Genomic DNA, 22,170 nt, shown 5'->3' with positions numbered 1-22,170 from the left:
TTGCTTCTTTAATACTTAATTTATCCATTTGATCCTTATATTTATCAATAAATGCTCTTACCCAATCAGGATTTGTTTTAGAATAATCTCTTAAAGCCCAGCCAATAGCTTTGTTGATAAAAAATTCGTCACTGCCAAAATTATTCACTAGGATCTTTTCTAATAACTCTGTGTGCGTCTTTTCTTTTCTACATAACTGATGATCGATCGCAATTCTTCTTATCCAAAAATCATCATCTTTAGACCATTCTATCATCAAAGTATCCACTCTCTGATCTCTTAATCCGATTTCCCCGATCACGCGATCCAAACAGTCAATCGTATCCCACCATTGTTTGGTTTGCGCATATTTTTTGATTTTCGGAATATCCTCATACGTCAAAAAATCATTCATCGCAATTAAATAGTCACAGACAACATACTGAAATTCTCTATGTTCATCTTCATAACATTGATCAAGAAACTCCCAGTCTATTTTTTTCTGTTTCTTTTCTTCTTTGATAATATCTTTATATAGAGCTTTTCGTTTTGGCGTAGGTAATCCATAGAAGATAAATAGATTTCTCATATATTTAGACATCGAACTTGCATTTTCTTTATCTTCCATTGATTCAAATCTTTGTTTTATCTCACCATATTTATTCATGACACACCTCTATAACTTTTCCTTATTATACCATGACCCTGTCACCTTGTCTTTTTTATTCGAAATATGAAACAATAAAAAAGGCCAGGAATGGATCCTAACCCTTATTCTATAATTTCTCCATCTGTCGATATCGTTACGACCTGCCATGGAATCATCTTGCCGCTGTTTTTTAATGCTTCGATCACTGCATGTTCAATCCCACCGCAGCATGGCACTTCCATACGTACCACTGTTACGCTTTTGATATCATTATTTTGAATGATGGCCGTTAACTTTTTTGAATAATCAACATCATCTAATTTTGGACAACCGATGAGCGTGATATGATTTCTCATGAACTTCTGATGAAAATTGCCATAGGCATAAGCTGAACAATCAGCCGCTACTAAAAGGCGGGCATCTTTGAAATAAGGAGCATTGATCGGTGCCAGTTTGATCTGAACCGGCCAGTTTCTTAATTCTCCTATGATTTCTTCATGGTTGACAGATGGTGCTTTATGAACCGGTCCACGATGAATGGCTTTTGGCTGTGATCCCGGACAGGAGCATTGTTTTGATGCTAATACTGCTGCTTCATTATATGCCGGAGCTTCACGCATTTCAAAGCTGATCGCATTCTGTGGACAGGCAGGTAAGCAATCACCCAGACCATCACAATAGTCTTCACGCATCAGTCTTGCTTTCCCATCAACTAAATCAATAGCTCCCTCGTGACAGGCTTCTACACATATACCGCAGCCGTCACACTTTTCTTCATCAATCTTGATAATCTTTCTTAGCATATCATTACCTCCATGATCATTTTATATGATATGATGATGAAAATATGTTGTAATTACAACGAAAGGGAGTTTTTATGAATTTAAATGAATGCCTGTTATTTAAAGATCTGTCTGCCCAACAGATCACAACCCTTCTTCATGATCTTCATGCCTATGAAAGATCCTATTCAAAAAATCATATCCTTGCCCATCCTCTTGATCATACCGATAAATTCGGTGTCGTATTAAAAGGAAAGCTGCATCTTATCCGCACCGATCACAACGGCAACCAGATCCTTTTAAGTGAAATCAATGAAAATGAACTCTTTATGGAAACCTTTGCCCTTGCCCATGAGCCTCTTCATGTCAGTGTCATCACCCAAAGTGAGTGTAAGATCTTATGGATCCCGATCCGCCATCTCTTTTCAAATCAGATCGATAAAAGCTTCTTGATCCATCTTACAAATATCATGGCTCAGAAAAATTTGTTTTTGTCGCAAAGAGTCAATCACTTATCCAAAAGAAAAGCCGAAGAAAAGATCCTTTCTTTTCTTCATGACTGTCAATTAAAAAATCAATCTTCTTCTTTTACGATTCCTTTTACACGTCAACAGATGGCCGATTATTTAGGTATGGATCGCAGTGCGCTTTCCTTTGTCCTGACAAAGCTGAAAAAGAAAAAGATTCTTGATTTTCACAAGAATCATTTTATCTTATATTAGCTGATGGCTGCTTCGAGTGCGATCTTCATCATGCTCGTAAAGCTTGTCTGTCTTTCTTCAGCTGTTGTTTCCTTATGAGTCACAAAAGAATCGCTGACCGTGATCAGACAGGCTGCATGCTTGCCTAATACCTTCGCATTGTGGAAAAGCGCAAAGCTTTCCATTTCCACGACATCACAGCCATGGTTTTTATAGAAATCATCCGTACTGTCATCTTCATGATAGAAAACATCGCTTGAATGAATTCTTCCTAAAACCAAAGGAATATCCAGTTTCTTTGCGGCATCGATGATCTTCTGATTCAACTGCAGACTTGGTGTCTGAATATCGGATTCATCGCCGTTCTGCACCTTGGCATACGTCGTTTCGCTCCAGCAGTCTTTTGCCAGAACGGTGTCAAATAAATCTAATTTTGGTGAATAAGCACCTGCTGTACCGATACGGATAATATTCTCAACATCATAGAATTTATATAATTCATAAGAATAAATACCGATGCTTGGCATACCCATACCACTGCCCATAACAGATACTTTATGACCCTTATAAGTACCCGTATAACCAAACATATTGCGTACAGAGTTAAACTGCACAGGATTTTCTAAAAAGTTTTCCGCAATAAATTTAGCCCTCAGCGGATCTCCGGGCATCAGAACTGTTTTCGCAATTTCACCTGGTTTTGCGCTATTGTGTGGTGTTGACATTGTTTGTCCTCCTCCTTAAATACCATCTTCATTATACCTTTTTTTTATAAAAAATGATATACTTGAAGCATGAAAAGATTAGAAAGAATCAAAGAAGATATTTTCAAGCTTTATGATACGATTGAAAATGACATGAATCGACAATTATGCCGCAATCATCATTTACATGTTTATCATGAAATGGAAAAACTCAGTAATGATGAATGTCTTTATATTGCTGCCCTGCTCCATGATATCGGCACCTATTTAGGATTTAGAGGGAAACATGCCTTGACGAGTGCGAAGTTTGCGAAAGAGTTTTTGGAAAAGTATGATTGTTTCAGCGCAGAAGAATTAGATCTGATCTATGAGGTGATCGCTTTACACAGCAATAAGGATCAGGTTGATTTTTATGAAGCTGAGCTTTTGAAACAAGCGGATATGAAAGCTCATCACTTAGAAGATTTCTTTTGATATGTATGACAGCAAAAGCTGTCATTTTTTTAAGAGATCAAAGTCCCATTTTCCTTTAAATACGAAAGAATCAATTTCCCTGATTTCTTTCATTTTCTTTACATGCTTTTCTTTCGCACACTTTTTCATGATCTCGATCATTTCCTCAGGAGTGATGATTCCTTTAAACAGATAGATCGAATAAGAACCCGGAATGATATTGATCTCATTCATCATCAAATGATCGCTATATAGAAAATCAAAGCGAACGACCCCACTGCATTCAAAATCAATAAAGCTTTTTCTCGCAAGCTTTTGAATCTCTTGAACAAGTGCTTCTTCTATTTCGGCAGGGCAACTACGTGTTGCCGGTTTTTGTTTCACAAGTGAACCGCCATATTTATCACTATAAGAATAGTAATCATGATCGATATGAATTTCTTCAATGTTTGAAAGAATCTGTTCATGTTCATTACCAATGACCGCAATATTAAATTCCCTTACATTCTCCAGTTTTTTCTCAACGATCAGCTTATGATCAAAAGCAAAGGATTCACAGATCAAGCGGTCCATTCTCTCATCATCATAGACACAATTAATACCGATCGAGCTGCCGCCTTTTGCCGGTTTCACGATCCACGGCTTCACTAGCGGAATCTCTTTTAAAAGACCTAAATTATTTAAGATCGTATCTTTATGGATCACAACTCCCTCATTATGAGGTACGTGAAATACCTGAAACATTCTTCGCATGAGATCTTTATCCATAAAAACAGCACATGCAGCTAATGAGCTTTGCGCATACGGAAGATCTAAAAGTTCGAATAATCCTTGAATGCTTCCGTCTTCACCACTCACCCCATGCATCAAAGGAAATGCCATATCAATGCCAATCTTTTTGTTCCAAGCCTTTTTTACCTTTAAATAAACATCCTGATGTTTCTTCTCAAAGGTTACTTCCTTACATAAACGCAGATTTACATCGGCATAGAAATCGAAATCATACAGACATTCTCCGATATAAAAACGATTTTCCTTACTTGTATAAACTAAAATAACCTCATCTTCTTTAAAATATTTGACCATCTGTAAAGCAGAAAGAATCGAAATTTCATGTTCTGTCGAGCTTCCGCCATAAACAAGTGCAATCTTCATAGAAACCTCCTACAATAACCTATGCCTTTTTTTCTGAAGCGTTCATCAAAACTTCAGGTATATCATTCTCAATGAGCATCGTATCCCCTTCCTCGATCATCGTCCTCATCAAGATCAAAGCATCCTTCATCGTTGCACAATAAGCCACATTTTCCATATCATAGCCGGCTTCCTTTAAACCGGTAACGATATCACTGCATTCACCAACAAGCACGATTTTCTCACAAAATGCCATCTGTGTGCCAAATACCTGGCTGTAATAGCCATGAAGCTCGCCCAGATCAATAAAGCCCGGCGTCACAAGCAAATGCCTTCCCGGCATCATTTTAAGCACCTCAAGTGAAATACGGGCACTTTCAGGATTTGAATTATAAGCATTATCAATACACATCCCTTTATAAAAAGGTTTTAGTTCCATACGATGTTCAATCGGCTTGGCACAAGCGATCGCCATCTGAATCAAAACAGGATCCACTTTCAAATAATACCCTACACCAATCGCAAACAAACAATTCAAAATATTGTGTTCACCTAAAAGTATTGTGGAAAAATGAACAAGATGATCCCCTAACATCACATCAAACTGACTCCCTAAATGATCACAGACAAGATGGATGGCCTTAAGCTGGGCAGCACTATGAAGTCCCACACGGGTCACTTCACATACCAGATTCATTTCCTGCTCATGAAGATAAAAGTTATCAAAATTAAAAAAGCCCATTCCCTGCTCCGGCAAAGACTCCAGCAGCTTCATCTTTTCATGAAGGATATTCTCGATCGATTTAAAAGTAGAAAGATGCTGAGGCCCTACAGCTGATACGATACCGATCACAGGCTCTACAAAAGTACATAGATCCTCAATTTCATGCATATGATCTGCACCCATTTCACAAATAAAAACCTCTTGATCACTCATTTCTTCCAATATCGTCTTCGTAATACCCATCTCATTATTATAAGAAGCCCTTGTCTTTAAACATAAATATTTCATCGACAACACATCATAAACAAGATTCTTGATACTAGTTTTCCCATAACTGCCCGTAATACCAATCTTAATTCCCTCAAACCGGTCACATTTTTTCTTTGCCTTCAATACATAACTTTTTCGAATTGAAGTTTCAATCGGATCTGTGATCCAAATATACAGATAAAAGACAAAATGATGAAAGATCATCATAAACAGCATCAACAACTGATTCAATATCTCCCAAAGCACCAAAGATAAACAAAAAAAGGTGATATCCAAAATAATGATCAACGCAAATAAACGCATGATCCTTTTCGTAATCTTTAACTTTTCCTGATATACCTTCGTATTTTTAATGGCTGCAGGCAACATCATCAAGATCACCAAATAATACAATATGGCAATATCATACGCTTCAAGCAAGATAACGATACCCGACAATAGAATCATCCCTATCAGATCCTTGATTGTCAGATCCATCGTATCTAAATAACGATCCTTTTGATAATGAATCTTTTGAAAAAAACAGATATCATCAATACTTAACAAATTCCAATAAATAAGAACCGCTATCATTGATCAAGTCCCTCCAAAAACTGCTTCACGATGAAACAAAAACGCGCATACTCCTGATAATAAGCAAAATGATCGCCACCCTTAAATACGATAAGAGTACTCTGCGACATCAGCTCATGCATCCTCTTTCCCATCCATAAAGGTGTTTCCTTATCGTATTCACCCCATATAAGCAAAACAGGCACCATGATTTCCTTCATGACCTCACTCAGATCCTGATTCACCGCATCCACCAAAACTTTCCTTAAAAAGACAGAAGCCTTTTCATAATCATAACTGCCTTTCATATGAAATCCCTTATGATGAAGAAAAATACGAAGTTTTCTTTTTAGCGATAAGGGGGCACGGATGCCTGCTGCCCCTGTCAGAACCATCGCTTTAACAGGATACTTGGATGCATAAGCGATCGCTACTCTGGCACCAAAAGAATGTGCGATAAAGATCGGATCATAAACATCCTTCGATATAAGAAACGTATGCAATGCATCGACATAATCTTCAAATTGATGATAATCCTCAATTTCATCACTTTTCCCAAAACCAAATAAATCTAAATTAATACATTTATAATCATGTGACAGTAAAGCTGCATGCGGATTCATCAGCTGCATAGAAGCTCCCCATCCATGAAGAAATACAAGGGGCTGTTGATGGCCCGTAATAAGTGAATTGATATTCAATAGATCCCTCCACTACCATAATATGAAAAAAAGAGAAATTCATTTCTGAACTTCTCTTTTTTATCAATACTTAATTTTCATATTCAGCTATCTGCTTCCACAAATAAATTAACTGCATCATATACCTGAGCTCTTTCAGTTATTATGATTTTTGGATAATTAAAGCAATTTTATATCAACTAAAACTATTTTCTTTTCATTCAAAGAATTTGTTTGATTCGACAAATTTATACTGCAAATGTATAATTAAATAGCATCAGCAGATTATCCACCTATTTTTGATAGCTGAATGAGTTATCCGAAAGAAACTAATAGATTAATCATTAAAAAATCGAATAACATTGAAATCTTTTTCAAAAGCATACCTTTTTAAAAGTGGGGATCTATTCTCTACCATAAAATTTCCAATCTGTTCTTGTCCTTTATATTTTGATAAAAGTAAGGTATTTGGTAAATTTAAATATTCCCCTAATTATTCACGGAAGCAAATTTGTAATGAAAAACATATAAATCATGTCTATTTTACAGGTCAAAAAAAGTTATCCACCATCAAACTGTAAATGAATGCAGCTAAAAACGTGTAGTTTGTACACTACACTCATTTATATTTAAAATCAAATTGTCAAATCTGTAATTTTTGATAGTATCTTAAAAATTCTGTTTTATATCTATAGGCACTACTGAAGGATAAACTTATCTTTCTTGCATGCCGTACTACTTTTACCGCTATTTTCTGATACTTGCATCTAAATGAATTCATTCGCATTTGAAGGTCTTTGCCTTCCAGTATAGTAAGTCTGAAAAGATGATAGATGTTATAACACAATGATGATATCATAAATTGAAAACAGTTTTTTTCAAAGTCATGATGCCCCACATTACTCCCATTAAAGTCGTCTTTCAATTCTTTTGTGAAATTCTCTGAGTTTCCTCTTTCTTCATAAAAATCACAGATTTCTTTACATGACCTATTCATATCATTTGTAATAATGCAGTAGATGACTGGAAACATTGTGAGCTGTTTATCTTCTGCCGGAAATATCTTATAGATATATCTACATGGTGTTGATAAGTTTTGAAGCGAATATTCTATTTCTCCATAATAGGGGCAGTTATTCGTATAATTTAAATAGTTAATTCCTTTGTCTTCTAACTGATCAATGATCATGTTTTGAATCTTTTCATAGTTTTTGGCTCTAATATAGTACTGAATACCTTCATGATGCATATAATCCATGAATTCAGCGTTATAGAATGCACTATCACCTCTCATCGAAATAGGTTTATCTTTTCTATCAAGATGTGCCAGTACTTCCTTTAATTCATTGATAAAGCCATTCGATGAATATGCTGATCCTGTTCTGAAATTAGAACTTAGTAATAATTTAGTATTGTATTCATTGATCATCATTGGATGATATCCATTCACTCCATAATGGAAAATATATGCAGATGCTTCCTGATGGCCATGAGTTTCTGTTTTTGTCGAATCGACATCAAGAATGATGTTACCAGCATGTTTATTGACATATTCGCAGCCAAGTTTTTGAATATATTCTTTAATCGCCATATTTGTTTTAATATCAACTCGATCAAAGAATCTGGATAAAGTAGGCTGTGAACAGGCATCGAAGCATTGAGATAAAAGCGGATCATCAATGAGCGCTAATTGATCTGCCTGATTGAAATAGCCTAATAGATTACGCAAAATAATTTGACTAGTAATATCAGAATTAGAATATTTAGGCATTCTTCTGGTATCGCTAAAAGGAATTGAATTTAAAGAAGATAGAAGATTATATTTCTTTAAAAATGATAGAAGTAAAATACTGCCGCCATCGCAGGAAATATTCCCACCGTTAAAATTTATGTTGTCAAAAATGTTTTTAGATAGTATCATATAGGTGCTCCTTGTATTATGGATTGAATACCTATATTATACAGGAGCTTTTATTGTATATAAAGAAAAAAACTATTCACCCAATGGGTGAATAGAAAAAGAATAAATAAAACCAGAAAACAGCCATGAAATAAGGATATTTCATGATTGTGTTATATTATGATGAATAATTAAGGTATTCTTCTTTTGCAGTAAAAACAACTATCTTATGAACATTAGCAGTAGATAATAGTCTAATATCATCTGCTGTAATTCCATCACGGTCGGTTGCTATAACGTAAATCTTATCCTTTATAATACGTTTTCTTCTTTCATACCATTTACTTTTTGCCTGTTCAAATGATTTATAATGCTGAAAATATAAAGTAATTTCACTGGAACCATTTCCAATCCTTCCTACAGGATAATCTCTGTTACTTGCCAATTCAATGATATCCTGAGAAAGATAATAATCTAAATTTATTACGAATTTATAGAAATCTTTTGGATACATCCATAAATTTATGGTTGGTGAATTAAACTTTAATCCAAGCCAATGATATAATACTCCTCCAACACAATTCGGAGCCAAAATTGTAATATCTCCATTATGATAATTTTTTTGAATCCAAATACATCTTATTTTGTTATATAATTTACTAATTATCATTACGAATTACTCCTATAAAAATAAGAACTTATCAATTAATACTCTCAATATTTCTAATATTATTAGAACAACCAATATTTGAATAATTATTGAATACTTAGTATCTCAATAGTCGGATAAAATATGGCGAATATAAATGACTGAAAATAAGATTCAAATCATTATTTTATGATACTAATTGTTTTCGATAAAACTTTATGAATAATTACTTTATTGACATATAAAAATATTACACAACCAAAAATTAAGTTAAAAACGTGAAAGAAGATATTGTTTAAATAACTTGTAATAAAAAAATATAGATAAACTAAGCTATATACCAAAGTGTCTTTATTAAATTTTAATTTATAATGTTGTCGTATATCTATAAACCTAATAATAAATAATGTAATATAAGCAACCGCTGTAGATATCGAGGCGGCATATAAACCAATTTGATGTACAAGTGCGATATGAACAACAATGTTAGTAACAGCTGCTATAACTGTTGTCTTTCCATTTTTATCTGATTCTTTTCTAGCAACATAAATACCACCAATAAATTGAGACAACATTGAAAAAATAATAGCAGTCACTAGAATTGGTACCTGATAATATCCGTTAAAATATTCTTCAGAAAACAAGAAATCAAAAAACCAATAATTAATGCCTATCATAACTAAACAAATTGAAACAACTATATGCACCATATTATTCATTATTTTGCTATAATATAAATCTCTATCATCATCATTCATTGATTCAGTCGCATTTTGTTGCCATGAATAATGGAAAACATTAAATAGCGTTTGTGCAAGATTAGGCACTTTATTAGATACAGCATAAACAGCATTTGCTGACGTCCCTAAAAAGAAAGATATAATTGATCTATCTGATACACCAACTATCCACCATGATACAGAATTTGGAATCATAGGCAAAGAATACCTTAACAGACTCTTCACACAAGTCTTACTAATAGATTTAATAGCAAAGTAACTAAATAGCTTTGCCTTTAAAGCCATTAAAATAATTGATATGATATCGCCACATGCGTAAGATAAAAAAATACCAGCCAATCCGTACTGCAGAATATAAACAAAAATGATTACAGAAACTGACATAGCAATAACAAAAACAATATTGCTAAGAGTATATGTATTTAACTGTTTAAATCCTCGAAGTGACATCATACATAAATTAAATAATATTTCTGTTATTAAATATAGTCCTACAGAACTAATAACCACAACGTTATCAGGAAATATGATGTATAAAATAAAACAAGCAATTAAGGTTATTATTATACCAATAAAGTCTATAAAAAAAGTAGAGGAAAAGATGGTTTTTTTTGATAAATCATCCTCCTCATCTAAAAGATATCTAAAAATAGCCTCTCCAGAAGACAATGTAACAATAGGTACTAATAATGAAATATAAGATAAAATAAGATCATAGGTTCCAAAATCCGAAGATGATAACCATCTAGCAATTAAAGGCGTAATGAAAAACATGATCCCTTTAGTGCATAAGGTGCCAAAACTTAATATTGCAGTATTTTTCATAAGAGATGATTCTCTTTTACTCATATGCTTTCTCCTTCATATAGACAACAACAATTTCTCTACGCTTCCTTTTAAAAGTAGTATCAAGCGTAATAGCTTCAATAGAATTAAAATAATGAGGATGTAAATCACATCTTTTTTCCTCAAACAATCGTGGATCAGAATACAATTCAACTAAGGACTCTTTTTTTTGTTTTAAAGAATCAAAAAAATAAAAACATTGAATAAATGATTCATTGGGATACGTATCTGTATAAAAGCCTGGAAAAATACGACTATACGTTGGATGGCCATCACGTTGCAATGCTTCCGAACGTATTTCTTCTTTCTTCTTGTGTAAAATATCATAAACACGATAAAATCCTTTTTGAGATTTTGCATCAATTCCAGTTATCAAAAGTGTAGTGTTATCTTTCCATGTATAATGTGATACTTGGTCAACATCCTCTAATCTTATTAGCATATTATTGACTAGATCATAAATACACAAAGTAGCTTTCCAGCCAGGACGTTTTGAAGTAGTCCATACATGAAAAAACATTATATAATTACCGTCTGGAGAGATGGAAATATGATTTAAATAGTTATAACCACTATCTGCTCCATCAATCATTAAAGATAACTCATATAGAGAAATTAACAGTTTTCTCTCACCTGAAATTAAGTCCACATAGAATAATCCATCATCTTTTGGTGCAAAATTATTATCAAATTTCTTATAGCAAGTATACCCATAGCCAGGTCTTAGTTTTTGAAGGCGCTCGAAATTTATGCTAACTCCATACTCTTCGCTTTTTGAAATATCATATAAAGGATAATTAATTGTTTTTTCTATTTTATTTTCAGTTAAATTAAATTTTCTACAGCAATAATCTCCTTTACCATCAGTATCATTAAAATAAACGACATCTTCTTTTTTCCCCCATCGTAATCTTGAGCCTTGCTGCCAACACCATGCTTTTGTTTTATAAAAAACATTATACTTATTTTTAGCTATATCATAAGTTGCTAACTCAATACTAGAAACTCCAGCTTCAGCGTTTAAAGGCAATAAATGCAATAAAATTCTGTTGATATCTTGTAGCGAGTTAGGTGACAAATCATAATAGCCACAAAAAACATGCCTGTTTCGTTTTGAAATACACTTAACATCATATACTCTATCTGAAAGAACTTTAAAAATTTGATTTTTTAATATAAGTGTTGTATGACTTTTCGAATATTTAATATAAGCTTTGATATTCTTTCGTTTTTCTCTTGGAATTATACTTTTAATAATCTCTTTCATTTTATCCCCCTTTCTCATTGCCAAAATTCTATAATAATGTGTAATAACAATGTGTACTTTTTACATTTTTTATGCAATAAATAATAGAGATTTCTACAGAAGCAATTTATTTAATAACATTAGCTATATACATCTCTATTAGATTTAAAATAAGCCATAATATATGAAATTAAAGTATAAAAGAAAATGTACTCTATATTATAATATGATACTTGACCATAATCCATCGCAAATAATACTATTACCGAACATATTAAGATACCACAGAAAAAATCGAATCGTTTTCGTTTTCTATATGCATAGACTAAAGTCATAACGTGAAATACATAAAATAAAATGAATCCAACTAGTCCATTATTACATAGCAGTTCTGCAAAATTACAATGACTATATGCATTAACTCCTAAAAATTCATTTATATAAATTCTTGCACCATCGGTTCCACATCCTAAGATTGGATTCTTATAAAAATTTGAGAGTGCTATTAGAATCATATTCGATCGTACAATGGATGAATTATCATAAGTATTTTCTCCAGCTAAATAAAGTAACATGCCATTGAACCTGACAATTAACTGATTAAATGCTTCTAGCCTGCTCAAAAAGTATAAACCTATAGCTAAAAGTAGTCCTCCAGCTATAATATATTTTAATCTCAATAATATTTTACCCCTACTTTTCCAATAACCGAGCAAGAGAATCATTAATAATATTGCAACAAATACTTTTCTTGTTTGAGACAAACCGCAAAATATAAGCAATAATGCAAATTTTAAATAATTAAATCGCCTTACATTTGTTTTATAAAAAAGTTGAGCAATCAATAAAATGCATGATATCATTATGCATATACTCAACTCGATATAAGTTCCATATACACCCTCGAAAACATACTCTCCTAACCTTACATCACCAATTCCTTCTATCAAAATACAAAATAGACAAATAAGCAATGTTCCATTGATAAAAATATTGGATAAATAGAAAAAAAAGCTATCTCCTTTTTTATATTTACTTATTAATCTAAATGCTGAAAAAACACCACTTATATAAATCAAGATTCTAATGCAAAGATCTAATGCATATGGAGAAGGTGAATATAAAGACTCAAAAAAACACAGTATTAAAAACAACACATATGTTATTTCAAATAAATGTGGCTTCTCGAACTTACCTTTTGCTCTAATCAAATACAAAATAAAGCAAAGAAACCCAATCACGTAAAATAGATTAATTGTAAATAAGGGTTTAGAAGGAATCATAAAAACATACAACGATGCCACCCAAAAATCAATCGGATATTTTTTTATTTTAAATGTTGATGTTTTCATCACTATCTCCAAATAAATCTATTATAGTATCAAAGTATCGTATACTTTGAGATCCCGTAAATTTTTTTGAGTCTTCATAATAAAAGTAAATATTTTCGTTATTATTATATAAATCAATCGCTTTACGATAGAAATCACTTTTATCTGCAAAATTGCCTTTTTTGATACGTTCCTTAAAAGGCTCATAATCGGATTTTAAATATTTATAATGTCTTATCATTGCTATATATGGTGCTCTTTCATATTCGATTAAAGGAAAATGATAATGCGCATTTATTATTAATGATTGTTCATCAAAAAATAAAAGAGGCGACTTTGATACCCAAATATGTTCAGCTCCTAAAATACGTTCTCGTGGACCTCCTTCCCAATGACTTACAAATGAATTAGCAGCTACATATCTGTAAGACTCTGAATCAAAATAACTAAATACCTCTGGTATTTTCGAGTAATCACATTCACTAGAAAATAACGGTGCATCTGAATACATATCTATAAGTAGCCCTTTTCCTCTTCGATATCCACTAGCTTCCATATTCTTGATAAGCTGAGAAATATTATTTCTTTCTCTTCCAATATAATCGAATAATTCATCAGAGTCCACGATAAGATACCAGTATCCAAAGCCAACACTAGCTACAAGTCGGTTAACCCAACCTTCTTTCTTATATGTTTCATATTCTTCTTCACAATAAAATAAGTTTACATCTAGCTGTTTTTTTAGATATTCTTTAGTCCCATCAGTAGAACCATTGTCCAAAATTAGAAAAAATTTAATACCTATTTTTCGATAGTAGTCAAGAAACAAGCGAATTCTATCAAAGTCATTCTTGATTGTAGTGACAAGAATAACATCTCGTTTCTTATCTATATCAGCTGGAACAAAATTATCAGAAATTTTTATAATTTTATTTTTATAAAATGCTTGAACAATTTTTTTCATCATATCAAATTTTTTTTCATCCGTTGCATACATATCAAAGGCCTTTATAAAATTATCATAGAATCTCTTCTGCGTATCTATGGATATGTCGTTGATATCAGCTTTTTCCTTTGCAAGACTCATAACTTTATTTATCATATTATTCTTCTTTACCAAGTATAGTAGTTTTCTTCCCTTACTATAAATTGACATATCACACACTCCTACCTATAATTTTATCTATTTCTTCACCAAGTAGATTATTAAACCTATCAATAGTGAAGTAACAATCATATATTTTACGACCTGCTTTTCCTATTTCTTCTATTCTATCCCTATCCTTATAAACCTTTTCAATTTTATCTTTCAACTCTTTAATATCCATAGCTTGGAAAGTATACCCATTTTTTCCATCGCAAATTAAATCATATTGTCCGCAATTTGAACTTAAAAGAACACATCTACTATTCAATAACCCTTCCGTCACAACAACAGGAAGTGGATCATCATCTGAAGTTGCAACCACAACGTTAACCTTTTTATAAATTTCATTTATTTTATTGTGAGGAACTGTTGGTATATAATTGATTGATTTTACCGATGACTTTAATTTATCTAGAAATTGTATGTAATATTCGTCATCACCAGATAATTTTTTCCCTATAATTGTGAATTCTGAATTATCTAGAACTTCTCTTGATAGCATTTGGATAGCATCAATAAAATCATTGTTTCTTTTCCGCTTGCAAATAGAACCTATTAAAATAAAGTGAATTTTTTTCTTATTTACCTCTTCTACACTATCATTTTTTTTACCAAGAAAATAGATTAGGTTGTCTGTATTATCTAATATTTTGCTTGCATTATCTTTGGTGGCATAATAAAGTAACCCAATTTGCAATGGAAAACCCGCGTTTGCTAAACATTTTCGAGACCAATCACTTACACAATAAGTATACAAATTTTTTTTATTAGATATCGAAATATTCTTAACATATTTTTTTATATAAGTACGTCCTTCATGAATCCACCATAATATAGGAGAATTATTAACTTCCTCTACCCAATCATACATAATTAATGTATTTACAAAAACCATGCACCATTTTTTTAAACCTAATTTTTTCCTTATAATTTTTCTAAAATATACAGAGCAGAATACTGTCACACCCATATCTCTATAAGCATTCTCTAAACTACCAACATCAGGCGATACTAAAACTACTTTAAATCCCTTCTTCTGAAGAAGCTCTACTGCTTCCATTAATACCAAAGAAGCCCCACTTTCATTTAATGCATGAGAAACAACTAATACACTTTTGGAATCCGTTTTCAGACATATGGTTCTTTGTAGAGTAATTATGGATTTTATTAAACCACTTATATGCCATTTTATGTTTTGAAACATTTTTAACACCTACATTCTGATAAGCTTTTTCAATACTTTGGAAACTCTCCATTTGCTTCCAAAGCATTCTTAATAGCTTCTAAATTTTTATATCCAAATCTTTCATCAGGCTCAAGATATCCACCCTCAGCCCATTCATTCCAAGCATACATAAAAATCATATCTTTATGATAAACTTCTTTAGCTCTTTTAATTTGCGTTGTTAAGTATTTTTCAAACTTTTCAGGAGTATCTCCTACATAAATCCGACCATTTTTTCCATGACGTGGAGTATTATCCCATCCAACAAAAGCACCTGGAATATTTTTGGATGAATTTGGTTTTCTATTTAAAATAGCCTGCCAAGCATCATCATAATCTACAAAATTATTTACTAGTTTACCATCACCTACAAATTTTAGATTAAAGCCAAATCTTCTCTCTAAAAATTGCGATAATTTTCGTTTTATTCCTCGAAGAATTTTGTGTCTATTGACATTCATATCGTAAAAAGCATAATGTGGCTGAAACTCTATATTGTATTGGAACATATGATCGTCTTTATTTTTTTCAAGATCAAAATCAATATTCTGATAAGCAAAATCAATGCCATTAAATCCATTATCCTTTGCTAGTCTATTCCAACAACTCAGCATTTCATTCAAGCATCCAATAATCTCGGGCCGATAAATTAATATAAGCGGTTTATTATCATTTTTTATATACCGATTATCCTTTAAAAATGGCAATAAATAGTTGAAATGCTCTATCCACTCTCCTTCTTTACCATATTCCTGTGTAATTAATACCTTTTTCTCTCCTACCCATGCGCGTGTCCATGGCTCATTAGCCCAACAAATACAAAAAGGAATATCTACATCTTTATTAGCAAGCATCTGCTCCATAGGTTTTTCTAATAAAAGTTTTCCATTAAACCAGTAGTGATAATAGCAAAAACCATATATACCATATTTCTTTGCTAATTTTGCCTGCCAAATTTTAACTTTGTCATCTAATAAATTATAATAATTATTATTTAAAGGGACCCTAGGTTGCTCATGTCCTTCATAAATTGGTTTTGCTTTTTTTACATTTACCCACTCAGTAAATCCTTTTCCCCACCACTCATCATTCTCTGGAATATCATGAAATTGTGGAAGGTAAAATGCTATTATCTTCATTTAAACACCTCTTTTTATTTGTGAAAAATCATAATCTAGCATAAAAATTCGAAAGTCTCTAAATCATAAAGATTATCTTACAGAATCAATCCAATTAAATAAATCCGCTGTAACTACATCTGGTTTGAATTTTTTACTATAATTCAATGCTTCATATTTCATTCTATTAACTACTTCTGTATTATTAATACATTCAAGTATTTTTTTAGAAAGTTTGTTAATGTCATGTACCGGAAATAAGAAACCTGTTTTTCCATCTATAACTAATTCTTTATTAAATCTCCAATCAGAAGCAATGACTGGTAAACCAGCCATAAAGCTCTCACATATGGACGTCGGAAAACCTTCACCTGGATAATACGTCGGAAACAGCATCATGTAGTAATCTGAAAATACTTCGAGACCTTTATCTTCTGATAAAATTCCCTTGTACGTGATCTGATCTTTTTGCTCTCTGAATAACTTTTCGTAATGTTCCTTATAATCAGGATCTATCGGTCCCCATATATCTAAATGACATATCTTACCATCACGATTGATAACATTAATGGCCTCTATTGCCTCATCAATTCCTTTTTCTGGAGTGACTCTAGAGAATGTGCAAAAAGTCTTTATTCCATACCATTCAGTTTTTACTTGATTTTCGCTAACTGGTTTTCTGGTAGAAAATATAGACATCACATCCATCTTTATTTCAAAATAAGCACTAAGCTCGTTCCTTAACTGTTTAGTTTCTGGCAGGATATAATCAACATTTTTTATTGCTTTGATTAAATATTTATGTAATTCTAGCAGATTAGTTAACCACCCTCCAACAATTGGATAAGCCAAAGAATAATTAAATACTTTTTTTAATACACTAAAAAAAGGCAAGATAATCTTTATTCCATTTTTATTTGGCATGATTATAATGGGGTCACATTTTAACCCCATCTTTGCCATACCGAAAATAAGTGACAATTTCTCATTTTTCCAGTTTGATGTATCAATTACTATTAAATCTTTGTCTCCATACTTTCTTCTAAGTTCTTGATAAATACCCCTAGTTTTACTCATTTGGCCACCAATTATAGGATTTTTTACAGAATAGCCTAAATATCCGACCAAACCTATTTTTTTTTTGTTGCTCACTTTCTAATCTCCTCAAACACGTCCAATGCTCGTCTAATCACATCATCCATATCGTAATACTTGTATTCTGCCAAACGTCCAAGAAATATAACATTTTTTTCTTTGGAAGCTTCAGACCTATATTTCTCAGCCAATTCTTTCCACTCGACAGTGGGAAATGTATAAAATGGTTCATCACCATCACAAGGAATTTCTTTCAAGATTGTAGTCTTTTCATTCTTCTGCCCAGTCATTTTCTTGAACTCCGTAATTCTTGTATAGTCATAATCCATCGGCCAACGTGTGCTTGCCACTGGTTGATATGATTCACAGTTATGTGTTTCAAAAATAAACTTAATACTACGATACTTTAGTCTTCCAAATTTGTAATCAAAATAATAATCAATCGGACCAGTATAAACCATTGTATCATAATCGATTCCATCAATTACATCCTTATAATCTGTATTAAGAAGAACATGAATTTCAGGATGATTCAGCATTTTACGACACATTTCTGTAAATCCACCTTTGGGATTACCCTGATATTTATCTGTAAAATATCTTGTATCACGGTTCTTCCGAAATGGAATACGACTAATTACAGACTTATCAAGCTGAGAAGGATCTACACCCCACTGCTTAATAGTGAAGTATTTAAAGAATTTCTCATAAATATCGTGTCCTCCTTGGCTTAATACTACATCTTCGCTTGTTTTGATTTCTTCAATTTTTACTTTTCTACTCTCAATGAAGGCATCCATCTCATCCTCAGAAAGATTCATATTATAGAGTTGGTTAATTGTTTCCAGCGAGATAGGCATCGGAACAAAGTTACCATTCACATATGAAAGCACTCGATGCTGATATTCGTGCCAATCACAATATTGGCACACAAAATCAAATACTTCTTTATCGTTTGTATGGAAGGTATGTGGCCCATACATCTGGACCAAAATTCCGTCTTCATTATACTCATCATAAATATTTCCAGCGATATGATCCCTTTTTTCAATAATCAATACCTGTTCATGCAATTGTGTCGCTATACGTTCAGCTATAGTAATTCCCGCTAAGCCTGCACCTACAATAACATATTTATATTTCATTATGAACTCCTTCCATACTTCTGTTTCAAAAATTTAGCTAATAAAAAAGATTTAATTTTAAAGGCCCAATTTACCTGTTCCATATATGGTAGTTCTTTAATTTCATTCTTCTTTACCGTTCCCTCTTCAATCTTCTTCTCAAGCCATACATCAAACAAAATTTCGCTAATTCGCCCACAAAACCTACTATCAAAATCCGATAATTGGCTTACATCTATTCTGTCAGCAACTTGGAATAATATATTAAAAAGCCATGTACAATAATCATCCATTAAATCAGACCTTAAAATCATCATATTAAACATATATCCCCAGGTTCTTTTCATGACAGAATCAAATGCATGAAGATACTCCGGACAGTCATGCTGAACTATCTCTCTTACAATACTGAAATGATTTTCATCATGAGTATGAGCATAATGCGAGGATAGTGATTCAATATAATAATGTCTTTTTCGTGGCGTAAATACTTTATATCGTTTTAGCAAAGGTTTTATTTCTTTATAAGTAATAGCAGATCCTATCATATTATTCTTATCAGGATGTGATCCCATAAAATGACGTCGGTAATGTACTAATCCCTTATAATTAGCATCTATATTTTTCCATATCCAATATAAACCAGTCTGCGTTCCAAAACGATAATTTTTTTCTGAAATATTATCTCCAGTATCATCTCGCACATATCCAAAATCTAACGGGTTACCATCTTTATTTTTCTTTCCTGCAGCACCAACATGTAAAGGAATATACATTTCATCAGTAGGCATTTCATATTCTTTATGTGTTGCAACAACAATCTTTATTTCATTTTCCAAAATAAAACCTCCTTGTTTAATTACAAAAAAGGATCCACTTTATTACTCAATCTTAAAAAAATGTCACCTTTTTGTATAACATTTTATTAGATTAGTAAGTAAGAGAATAAAACACCTTTTTCTTATCATCATTAAGCTTTCTGAAAAGTTTATCGTACACTTTTCTTTTCGCTAGTGGCTTGTTCGGTGTTCTCTAGCTGTCGATATCCTCGTTTTACCAATATAGAATTTCCTGTATATATAGCATTTGGCTCAATATCCTTCATTACAATTGACCCTGCACCTATTACTGCATTATCACCAATAGTTATATCCCCAAGTAACATTGCATAAGGACCAATAAATACATTTCTACCAATTTTAGGGGCTCCAGTATTCCCTTTGTTGACTCCAATGGTAACGTGATGTTGAATAAAACAATTCTCACCTATTACTGAATCACGATGTACTACCACCCCTAAAGCTCTATGTTGAAATTCAACTGTATCGGAAATCTTTGCCTCTTTGGGTATATCACATCCAAATATGACTCTTAATAGAAATACACCTCCTCGGTTTTTCCTGGAAAACCTATATATCGAAGAAAAAGAAAATGGATTTTTCATATTTTCACCTCAATCTTAATATTGACCTATAATTTCTATAAAAAATATTCAGCATACAACTTTTATAAGACTTCATTAAATCCTTTAGAGATTTAAATAATCGAAATTTGATTATATTTTTTAATTTCATCTATCTCTAATCCTTTTTACCAAGGTTTAACTTTATACCATCTAAACAATATTCTTTAGAACCAACTGTTTTCTATATACTCCCTTCAACTTCCAGCTACACACTAGGTTTGTTCTAAAACAATTTAGTTTTTTTCATATTATCTCCTCACGCTTTAATCCTTAATCTCTTTGGAAAATATCTCTTGTGTATACTTTCTCTTTCACATCATCCAGACAACTGTCATAGCGATTCGCAATAATTGCCTGACTTTCCCTTTTAAACTCATCCAAATCATTTACAACCTTACTTCCAAAGAAAGTTTCTCCATCTTTCAATGTTGGCTCATAAATGATAACTGTTGCCCCTTTTGCCTTAACTCGTTTCATGACACCCTGAATACTGCTTTGACGGAAGTTATCACTATTGCTTTTCATTGTTAATCGATAAACACCAATTACAACTTCGTGTTCACGGTCTGCTGAATATGCTTCAGAATTTTCATAAGCTCCAGCAATCTCTAACACTCTATCAGCAATGAAATCCTTTCTCGTTCTGTTGCTTTCTACGATTGCTTCAATCAGATTTTCAGGAACATCTGCATAGTTTGCTAATAATTGTTTTGTGTCTTTTGGCAGGCAATAACCACCGTATCCAAAGCTTGGATTATTGTAATGAGAACCTATTCTCGGATCCAAACATACACCATCAATAATCTGCTTCGTATTTAATCCTTTGCTTTCTGCATAAGTATCGAGCTCATTGAAGTATGCAACACGAAGTGCCAGATAAGTGTTAGCGAACAATTTCACTGCTTCCGCTTCAGTGAATCCCATAAACAACGTATCAACATTTTCTTTGATAGCACCTTCCTGAAGAAGTTTTGCGAAAGTATGAGCTGCTTCAACCAGATACTCATCTTCCAAATCAGTGCCAACAATGATACGACTTGGATATAAATTGTCATATAACGCTTTTGATTCGCGCAAAAATTCGGGGCTGAAAATAATATTCTTGCTTCCCGTCTTTTCTCTGATACTCTTTGTGTATCCAACCGGAATCGTAGATTTGATAACCATAATTACATTTGGAGCATACTCCATAACTAAATCGATTACATTTTCAACTGCACTGGTATCAAAGAAGTTCTTTTTTGAATCATAGTTCGTTGGTGCAGCAATAATTACAAAATCGGCATCTGAATAAGCTTCTTTTGCATCCAAGGTCGCTGTCAGATCTAACTCCTTTTCTGCAAGATACTTCTCAATATAATCATCCTGAATCGGTGATTTTCTGTTATTAATCAGTTCAACTTTTTCAGGAACAATATCCACAGCCATTACTTTATGGTGTACTGACAGTAATGTAGCAATCGAAAGTCCTACATATCCTGTACCAGCAACCGCGATTTTTAAATCATTAAACTTTCTCATAATTGTATTTCCTGGTATATTATAAATGACTCATTTAATGATCATTTATAGTATACATTTTCCTTTCTATCAACCTTTTTAACCGTGGTTGATTACGGTTTTGTTAATCTGTAAAATTGAATAATGTGAATGTGG

Annotated in this window: 21 protein-coding genes; 2 read left to right on the top strand and 19 right to left on the bottom strand. The window is 32.4% G+C overall.

Annotation, left to right across the window (positions count from 1 at the left end; translation table 11 throughout):
- On the bottom strand, positions 1–646 hold a 646-nt coding region (locus tag Q0K35_RS01165), incomplete at its 3' end, for a DNA alkylation repair protein (protein WP_294560842.1).
- Between the two features lie 104 nt (positions 647–750).
- Positions 751–1,431: a 4Fe-4S binding protein gene (locus Q0K35_RS01160; RefSeq protein ID WP_294560841.1), complete on the bottom strand. Its 681-nt coding sequence runs from the start codon at positions 1,429–1,431 to the stop codon at positions 751–753.
- A gap of 74 nt (positions 1,432–1,505) precedes the next feature.
- On the opposite strand from Q0K35_RS01160, the gene Q0K35_RS01155 reads away from it, so the two are divergent.
- Positions 1,506–2,132, top strand: a complete 627-nt coding sequence (locus Q0K35_RS01155; protein WP_294560840.1) for a Crp/Fnr family transcriptional regulator — start codon at positions 1,506–1,508, stop codon at positions 2,130–2,132.
- On the opposite strand, the gene deoD is transcribed toward Q0K35_RS01155, so the two are convergent.
- Positions 2,129–2,836 carry a purine-nucleoside phosphorylase gene (gene deoD, locus Q0K35_RS01150; protein ID WP_294560839.1) on the bottom strand — a complete coding sequence of 236 codons (708 nt, stop codon included), beginning with the start codon at positions 2,834–2,836 and terminating at the stop codon, positions 2,129–2,131. The two genes, Q0K35_RS01155 and deoD, sit on opposite strands and share 4 nt — an antisense overlap.
- Positions 2,837–2,905: 69 nt before the next feature.
- Between deoD and Q0K35_RS01145 the strand changes: the two genes are divergently transcribed.
- Positions 2,906–3,289 (top strand): HD domain-containing protein, encoded by a 384-nt coding sequence (locus Q0K35_RS01145; RefSeq protein WP_294560838.1) that lies wholly within the window; start codon positions 2,906–2,908, stop codon positions 3,287–3,289.
- Positions 3,290–3,310: 21 nt separating this feature from the next.
- Here Q0K35_RS01145 and Q0K35_RS01140 read toward each other — a convergent pair whose 3' ends face one another.
- From Q0K35_RS01140 to Q0K35_RS01065, 16 genes are all read right to left on the bottom strand, one after another.
- Complete coding sequence (locus Q0K35_RS01140) at positions 3,311–4,423, bottom strand: hypothetical protein (RefSeq protein WP_294560837.1); 1,113 nt, start codon at positions 4,421–4,423, stop codon at positions 3,311–3,313.
- 19 nt (positions 4,424–4,442) lie between these two features.
- Complete coding sequence (gene murF / locus Q0K35_RS01135; protein ID WP_294560836.1) at positions 4,443–5,969, bottom strand: UDP-N-acetylmuramoyl-tripeptide--D-alanyl-D-alanine ligase; 1,527 nt, start codon at positions 5,967–5,969, stop codon at positions 4,443–4,445.
- Entirely contained in the window at positions 5,966–6,649 is a 684-nt protein-coding gene (locus tag Q0K35_RS01130) for an alpha/beta hydrolase (RefSeq protein WP_294560831.1), read from the bottom strand. Before Q0K35_RS01130 ends, murF begins: the two co-directional genes overlap by 4 nt.
- Positions 6,650–7,271: 622 nt before the next feature.
- Positions 7,272–8,549 carry an IS1380 family transposase gene (locus Q0K35_RS01125; protein ID WP_294560829.1) on the bottom strand — a complete coding sequence of 426 codons (1,278 nt, stop codon included), beginning with the start codon at positions 8,547–8,549 and terminating at the stop codon, positions 7,272–7,274.
- Positions 8,550–8,706: 157 nt separating this feature from the next.
- Positions 8,707–9,198: a DUF1919 domain-containing protein gene (locus Q0K35_RS01120; protein WP_294560827.1), complete on the bottom strand. Its 492-nt coding sequence runs from the start codon at positions 9,196–9,198 to the stop codon at positions 8,707–8,709.
- Between the two features lie 161 nt (positions 9,199–9,359).
- Positions 9,360–10,766, bottom strand: coding sequence for an oligosaccharide flippase family protein (locus Q0K35_RS01115; RefSeq protein ID WP_294560825.1), 1,407 nt, complete (start codon positions 10,764–10,766; stop codon positions 9,360–9,362).
- On the bottom strand, positions 10,759–12,030 hold the full coding sequence (locus Q0K35_RS01110) for a hypothetical protein (protein WP_294560823.1): 1,272 nt from the start codon (positions 12,028–12,030) through the stop codon (positions 10,759–10,761). The genes Q0K35_RS01115 and Q0K35_RS01110 overlap by 8 nt, the downstream gene beginning before the upstream one ends.
- Before the next feature lie 119 nt (positions 12,031–12,149).
- Positions 12,150–13,361, bottom strand: a complete 1,212-nt coding sequence (locus tag Q0K35_RS01105; RefSeq protein ID WP_294560822.1) for an O-antigen ligase family protein — start codon at positions 13,359–13,361, stop codon at positions 12,150–12,152.
- Complete coding sequence (locus Q0K35_RS01100) at positions 13,342–14,496, bottom strand: glycosyltransferase family 2 protein (RefSeq protein WP_294560820.1); 1,155 nt, start codon at positions 14,494–14,496, stop codon at positions 13,342–13,344. Before Q0K35_RS01100 ends, Q0K35_RS01105 begins: the two co-directional genes overlap by 20 nt.
- Before the next feature lies 1 nt (position 14,497).
- Positions 14,498–15,691 carry a glycosyltransferase family 4 protein gene (locus Q0K35_RS01095; protein WP_294560819.1) on the bottom strand — a complete coding sequence of 398 codons (1,194 nt, stop codon included), beginning with the start codon at positions 15,689–15,691 and terminating at the stop codon, positions 14,498–14,500.
- A gap of 29 nt (positions 15,692–15,720) precedes the next feature.
- Entirely contained in the window at positions 15,721–16,851 is a 1,131-nt protein-coding gene (locus Q0K35_RS01090; RefSeq protein WP_294560817.1) for a glycoside hydrolase family 99-like domain-containing protein, read from the bottom strand.
- Positions 16,852–16,923: 72 nt separating this feature from the next.
- Positions 16,924–17,982 (bottom strand): glycosyltransferase, encoded by a 1,059-nt coding sequence (locus Q0K35_RS01085; RefSeq protein ID WP_294560815.1) that lies wholly within the window; start codon positions 17,980–17,982, stop codon positions 16,924–16,926.
- Positions 17,979–19,070, bottom strand: coding sequence for a UDP-galactopyranose mutase (gene glf, locus Q0K35_RS01080; RefSeq protein WP_294560813.1), 1,092 nt, complete (start codon positions 19,068–19,070; stop codon positions 17,979–17,981). Before glf ends, Q0K35_RS01085 begins: the two co-directional genes overlap by 4 nt.
- Complete coding sequence (locus Q0K35_RS01075; protein ID WP_294560812.1) at positions 19,070–19,888, bottom strand: DUF4422 domain-containing protein; 819 nt, start codon at positions 19,886–19,888, stop codon at positions 19,070–19,072. Before Q0K35_RS01075 ends, glf begins: the two co-directional genes overlap by 1 nt.
- Before the next feature lie 149 nt (positions 19,889–20,037).
- Positions 20,038–20,493 (bottom strand): serine acetyltransferase, encoded by a 456-nt coding sequence (locus Q0K35_RS01070; RefSeq protein WP_294560810.1) that lies wholly within the window; start codon positions 20,491–20,493, stop codon positions 20,038–20,040.
- Positions 20,494–20,784: 291 nt separating this feature from the next.
- A complete protein-coding gene (locus tag Q0K35_RS01065) occupies positions 20,785–22,035 on the bottom strand; it encodes a nucleotide sugar dehydrogenase (RefSeq protein WP_294560809.1) in 1,251 nt (416 codons plus the stop codon).
- Positions 22,036–22,170 lie beyond the last annotated feature (135 nt).

Origin of the sequence: uncultured Traorella sp. (genome assembly GCF_944327115.1) — a bacterium.
Lineage (GTDB): Bacteria > Bacillota_I > Bacilli_A > Erysipelotrichales > Erysipelotrichaceae > Traorella.
Note: the sequence above shows the minus strand (reverse complement) of the source record. Positions and strands in the feature narration are given on the sequence as shown.

Coding starts and splice junctions, on each gene's coding strand:
- Q0K35_RS01100 (WP_294560820.1), bottom strand. CDS start 14,496: ATGTCAATTTATAGTAAGGGAAGAAAACTACTATACTTGGTAAAGAAG.
- Q0K35_RS01105 (WP_294560822.1), bottom strand. CDS start 13,361: ATGAAAACATCAACATTTAAAATAAAAAAATATCCGATTGATTTTTGG.
- Q0K35_RS01145 (WP_294560838.1), top strand. CDS start 2,906: ATGAAAAGATTAGAAAGAATCAAAGAAGATATTTTCAAGCTTTATGAT.
- Q0K35_RS01065 (WP_294560809.1), bottom strand. CDS start 22,035: ATGAGAAAGTTTAATGATTTAAAAATCGCGGTTGCTGGTACAGGATAT.
- Q0K35_RS01115 (WP_294560825.1), bottom strand. CDS start 10,766: ATGAGTAAAAGAGAATCATCTCTTATGAAAAATACTGCAATATTAAGT.
- Q0K35_RS01070 (WP_294560810.1), bottom strand. CDS start 20,493: ATGAAAAATCCATTTTCTTTTTCTTCGATATATAGGTTTTCCAGGAAA.
- Q0K35_RS01110 (WP_294560823.1), bottom strand. CDS start 12,030: ATGAAAGAGATTATTAAAAGTATAATTCCAAGAGAAAAACGAAAGAAT.
- Q0K35_RS01090 (WP_294560817.1), bottom strand. CDS start 16,851: ATGAAGATAATAGCATTTTACCTTCCACAATTTCATGATATTCCAGAG.
- deoD (WP_294560839.1), bottom strand. CDS start 2,836: ATGTCAACACCACACAATAGCGCAAAACCAGGTGAAATTGCGAAAACA.
- murF (WP_294560836.1), bottom strand. CDS start 5,969: ATGATAGCGGTTCTTATTTATTGGAATTTGTTAAGTATTGATGATATC.
- Q0K35_RS01140 (WP_294560837.1), bottom strand. CDS start 4,423: ATGAAGATTGCACTTGTTTATGGCGGAAGCTCGACAGAACATGAAATT.
- Q0K35_RS01095 (WP_294560819.1), bottom strand. CDS start 15,691: ATGTTTCAAAACATAAAATGGCATATAAGTGGTTTAATAAAATCCATA.
- Q0K35_RS01155 (WP_294560840.1), top strand. CDS start 1,506: ATGAATTTAAATGAATGCCTGTTATTTAAAGATCTGTCTGCCCAACAG.
- glf (WP_294560813.1), bottom strand. CDS start 19,070: ATGAAATATAAATATGTTATTGTAGGTGCAGGCTTAGCGGGAATTACT.
- Q0K35_RS01120 (WP_294560827.1), bottom strand. CDS start 9,198: ATGATAATTAGTAAATTATATAACAAAATAAGATGTATTTGGATTCAA.
- Q0K35_RS01125 (WP_294560829.1), bottom strand. CDS start 8,549: ATGATACTATCTAAAAACATTTTTGACAACATAAATTTTAACGGTGGG.
- Q0K35_RS01160 (WP_294560841.1), bottom strand. CDS start 1,431: ATGCTAAGAAAGATTATCAAGATTGATGAAGAAAAGTGTGACGGCTGC.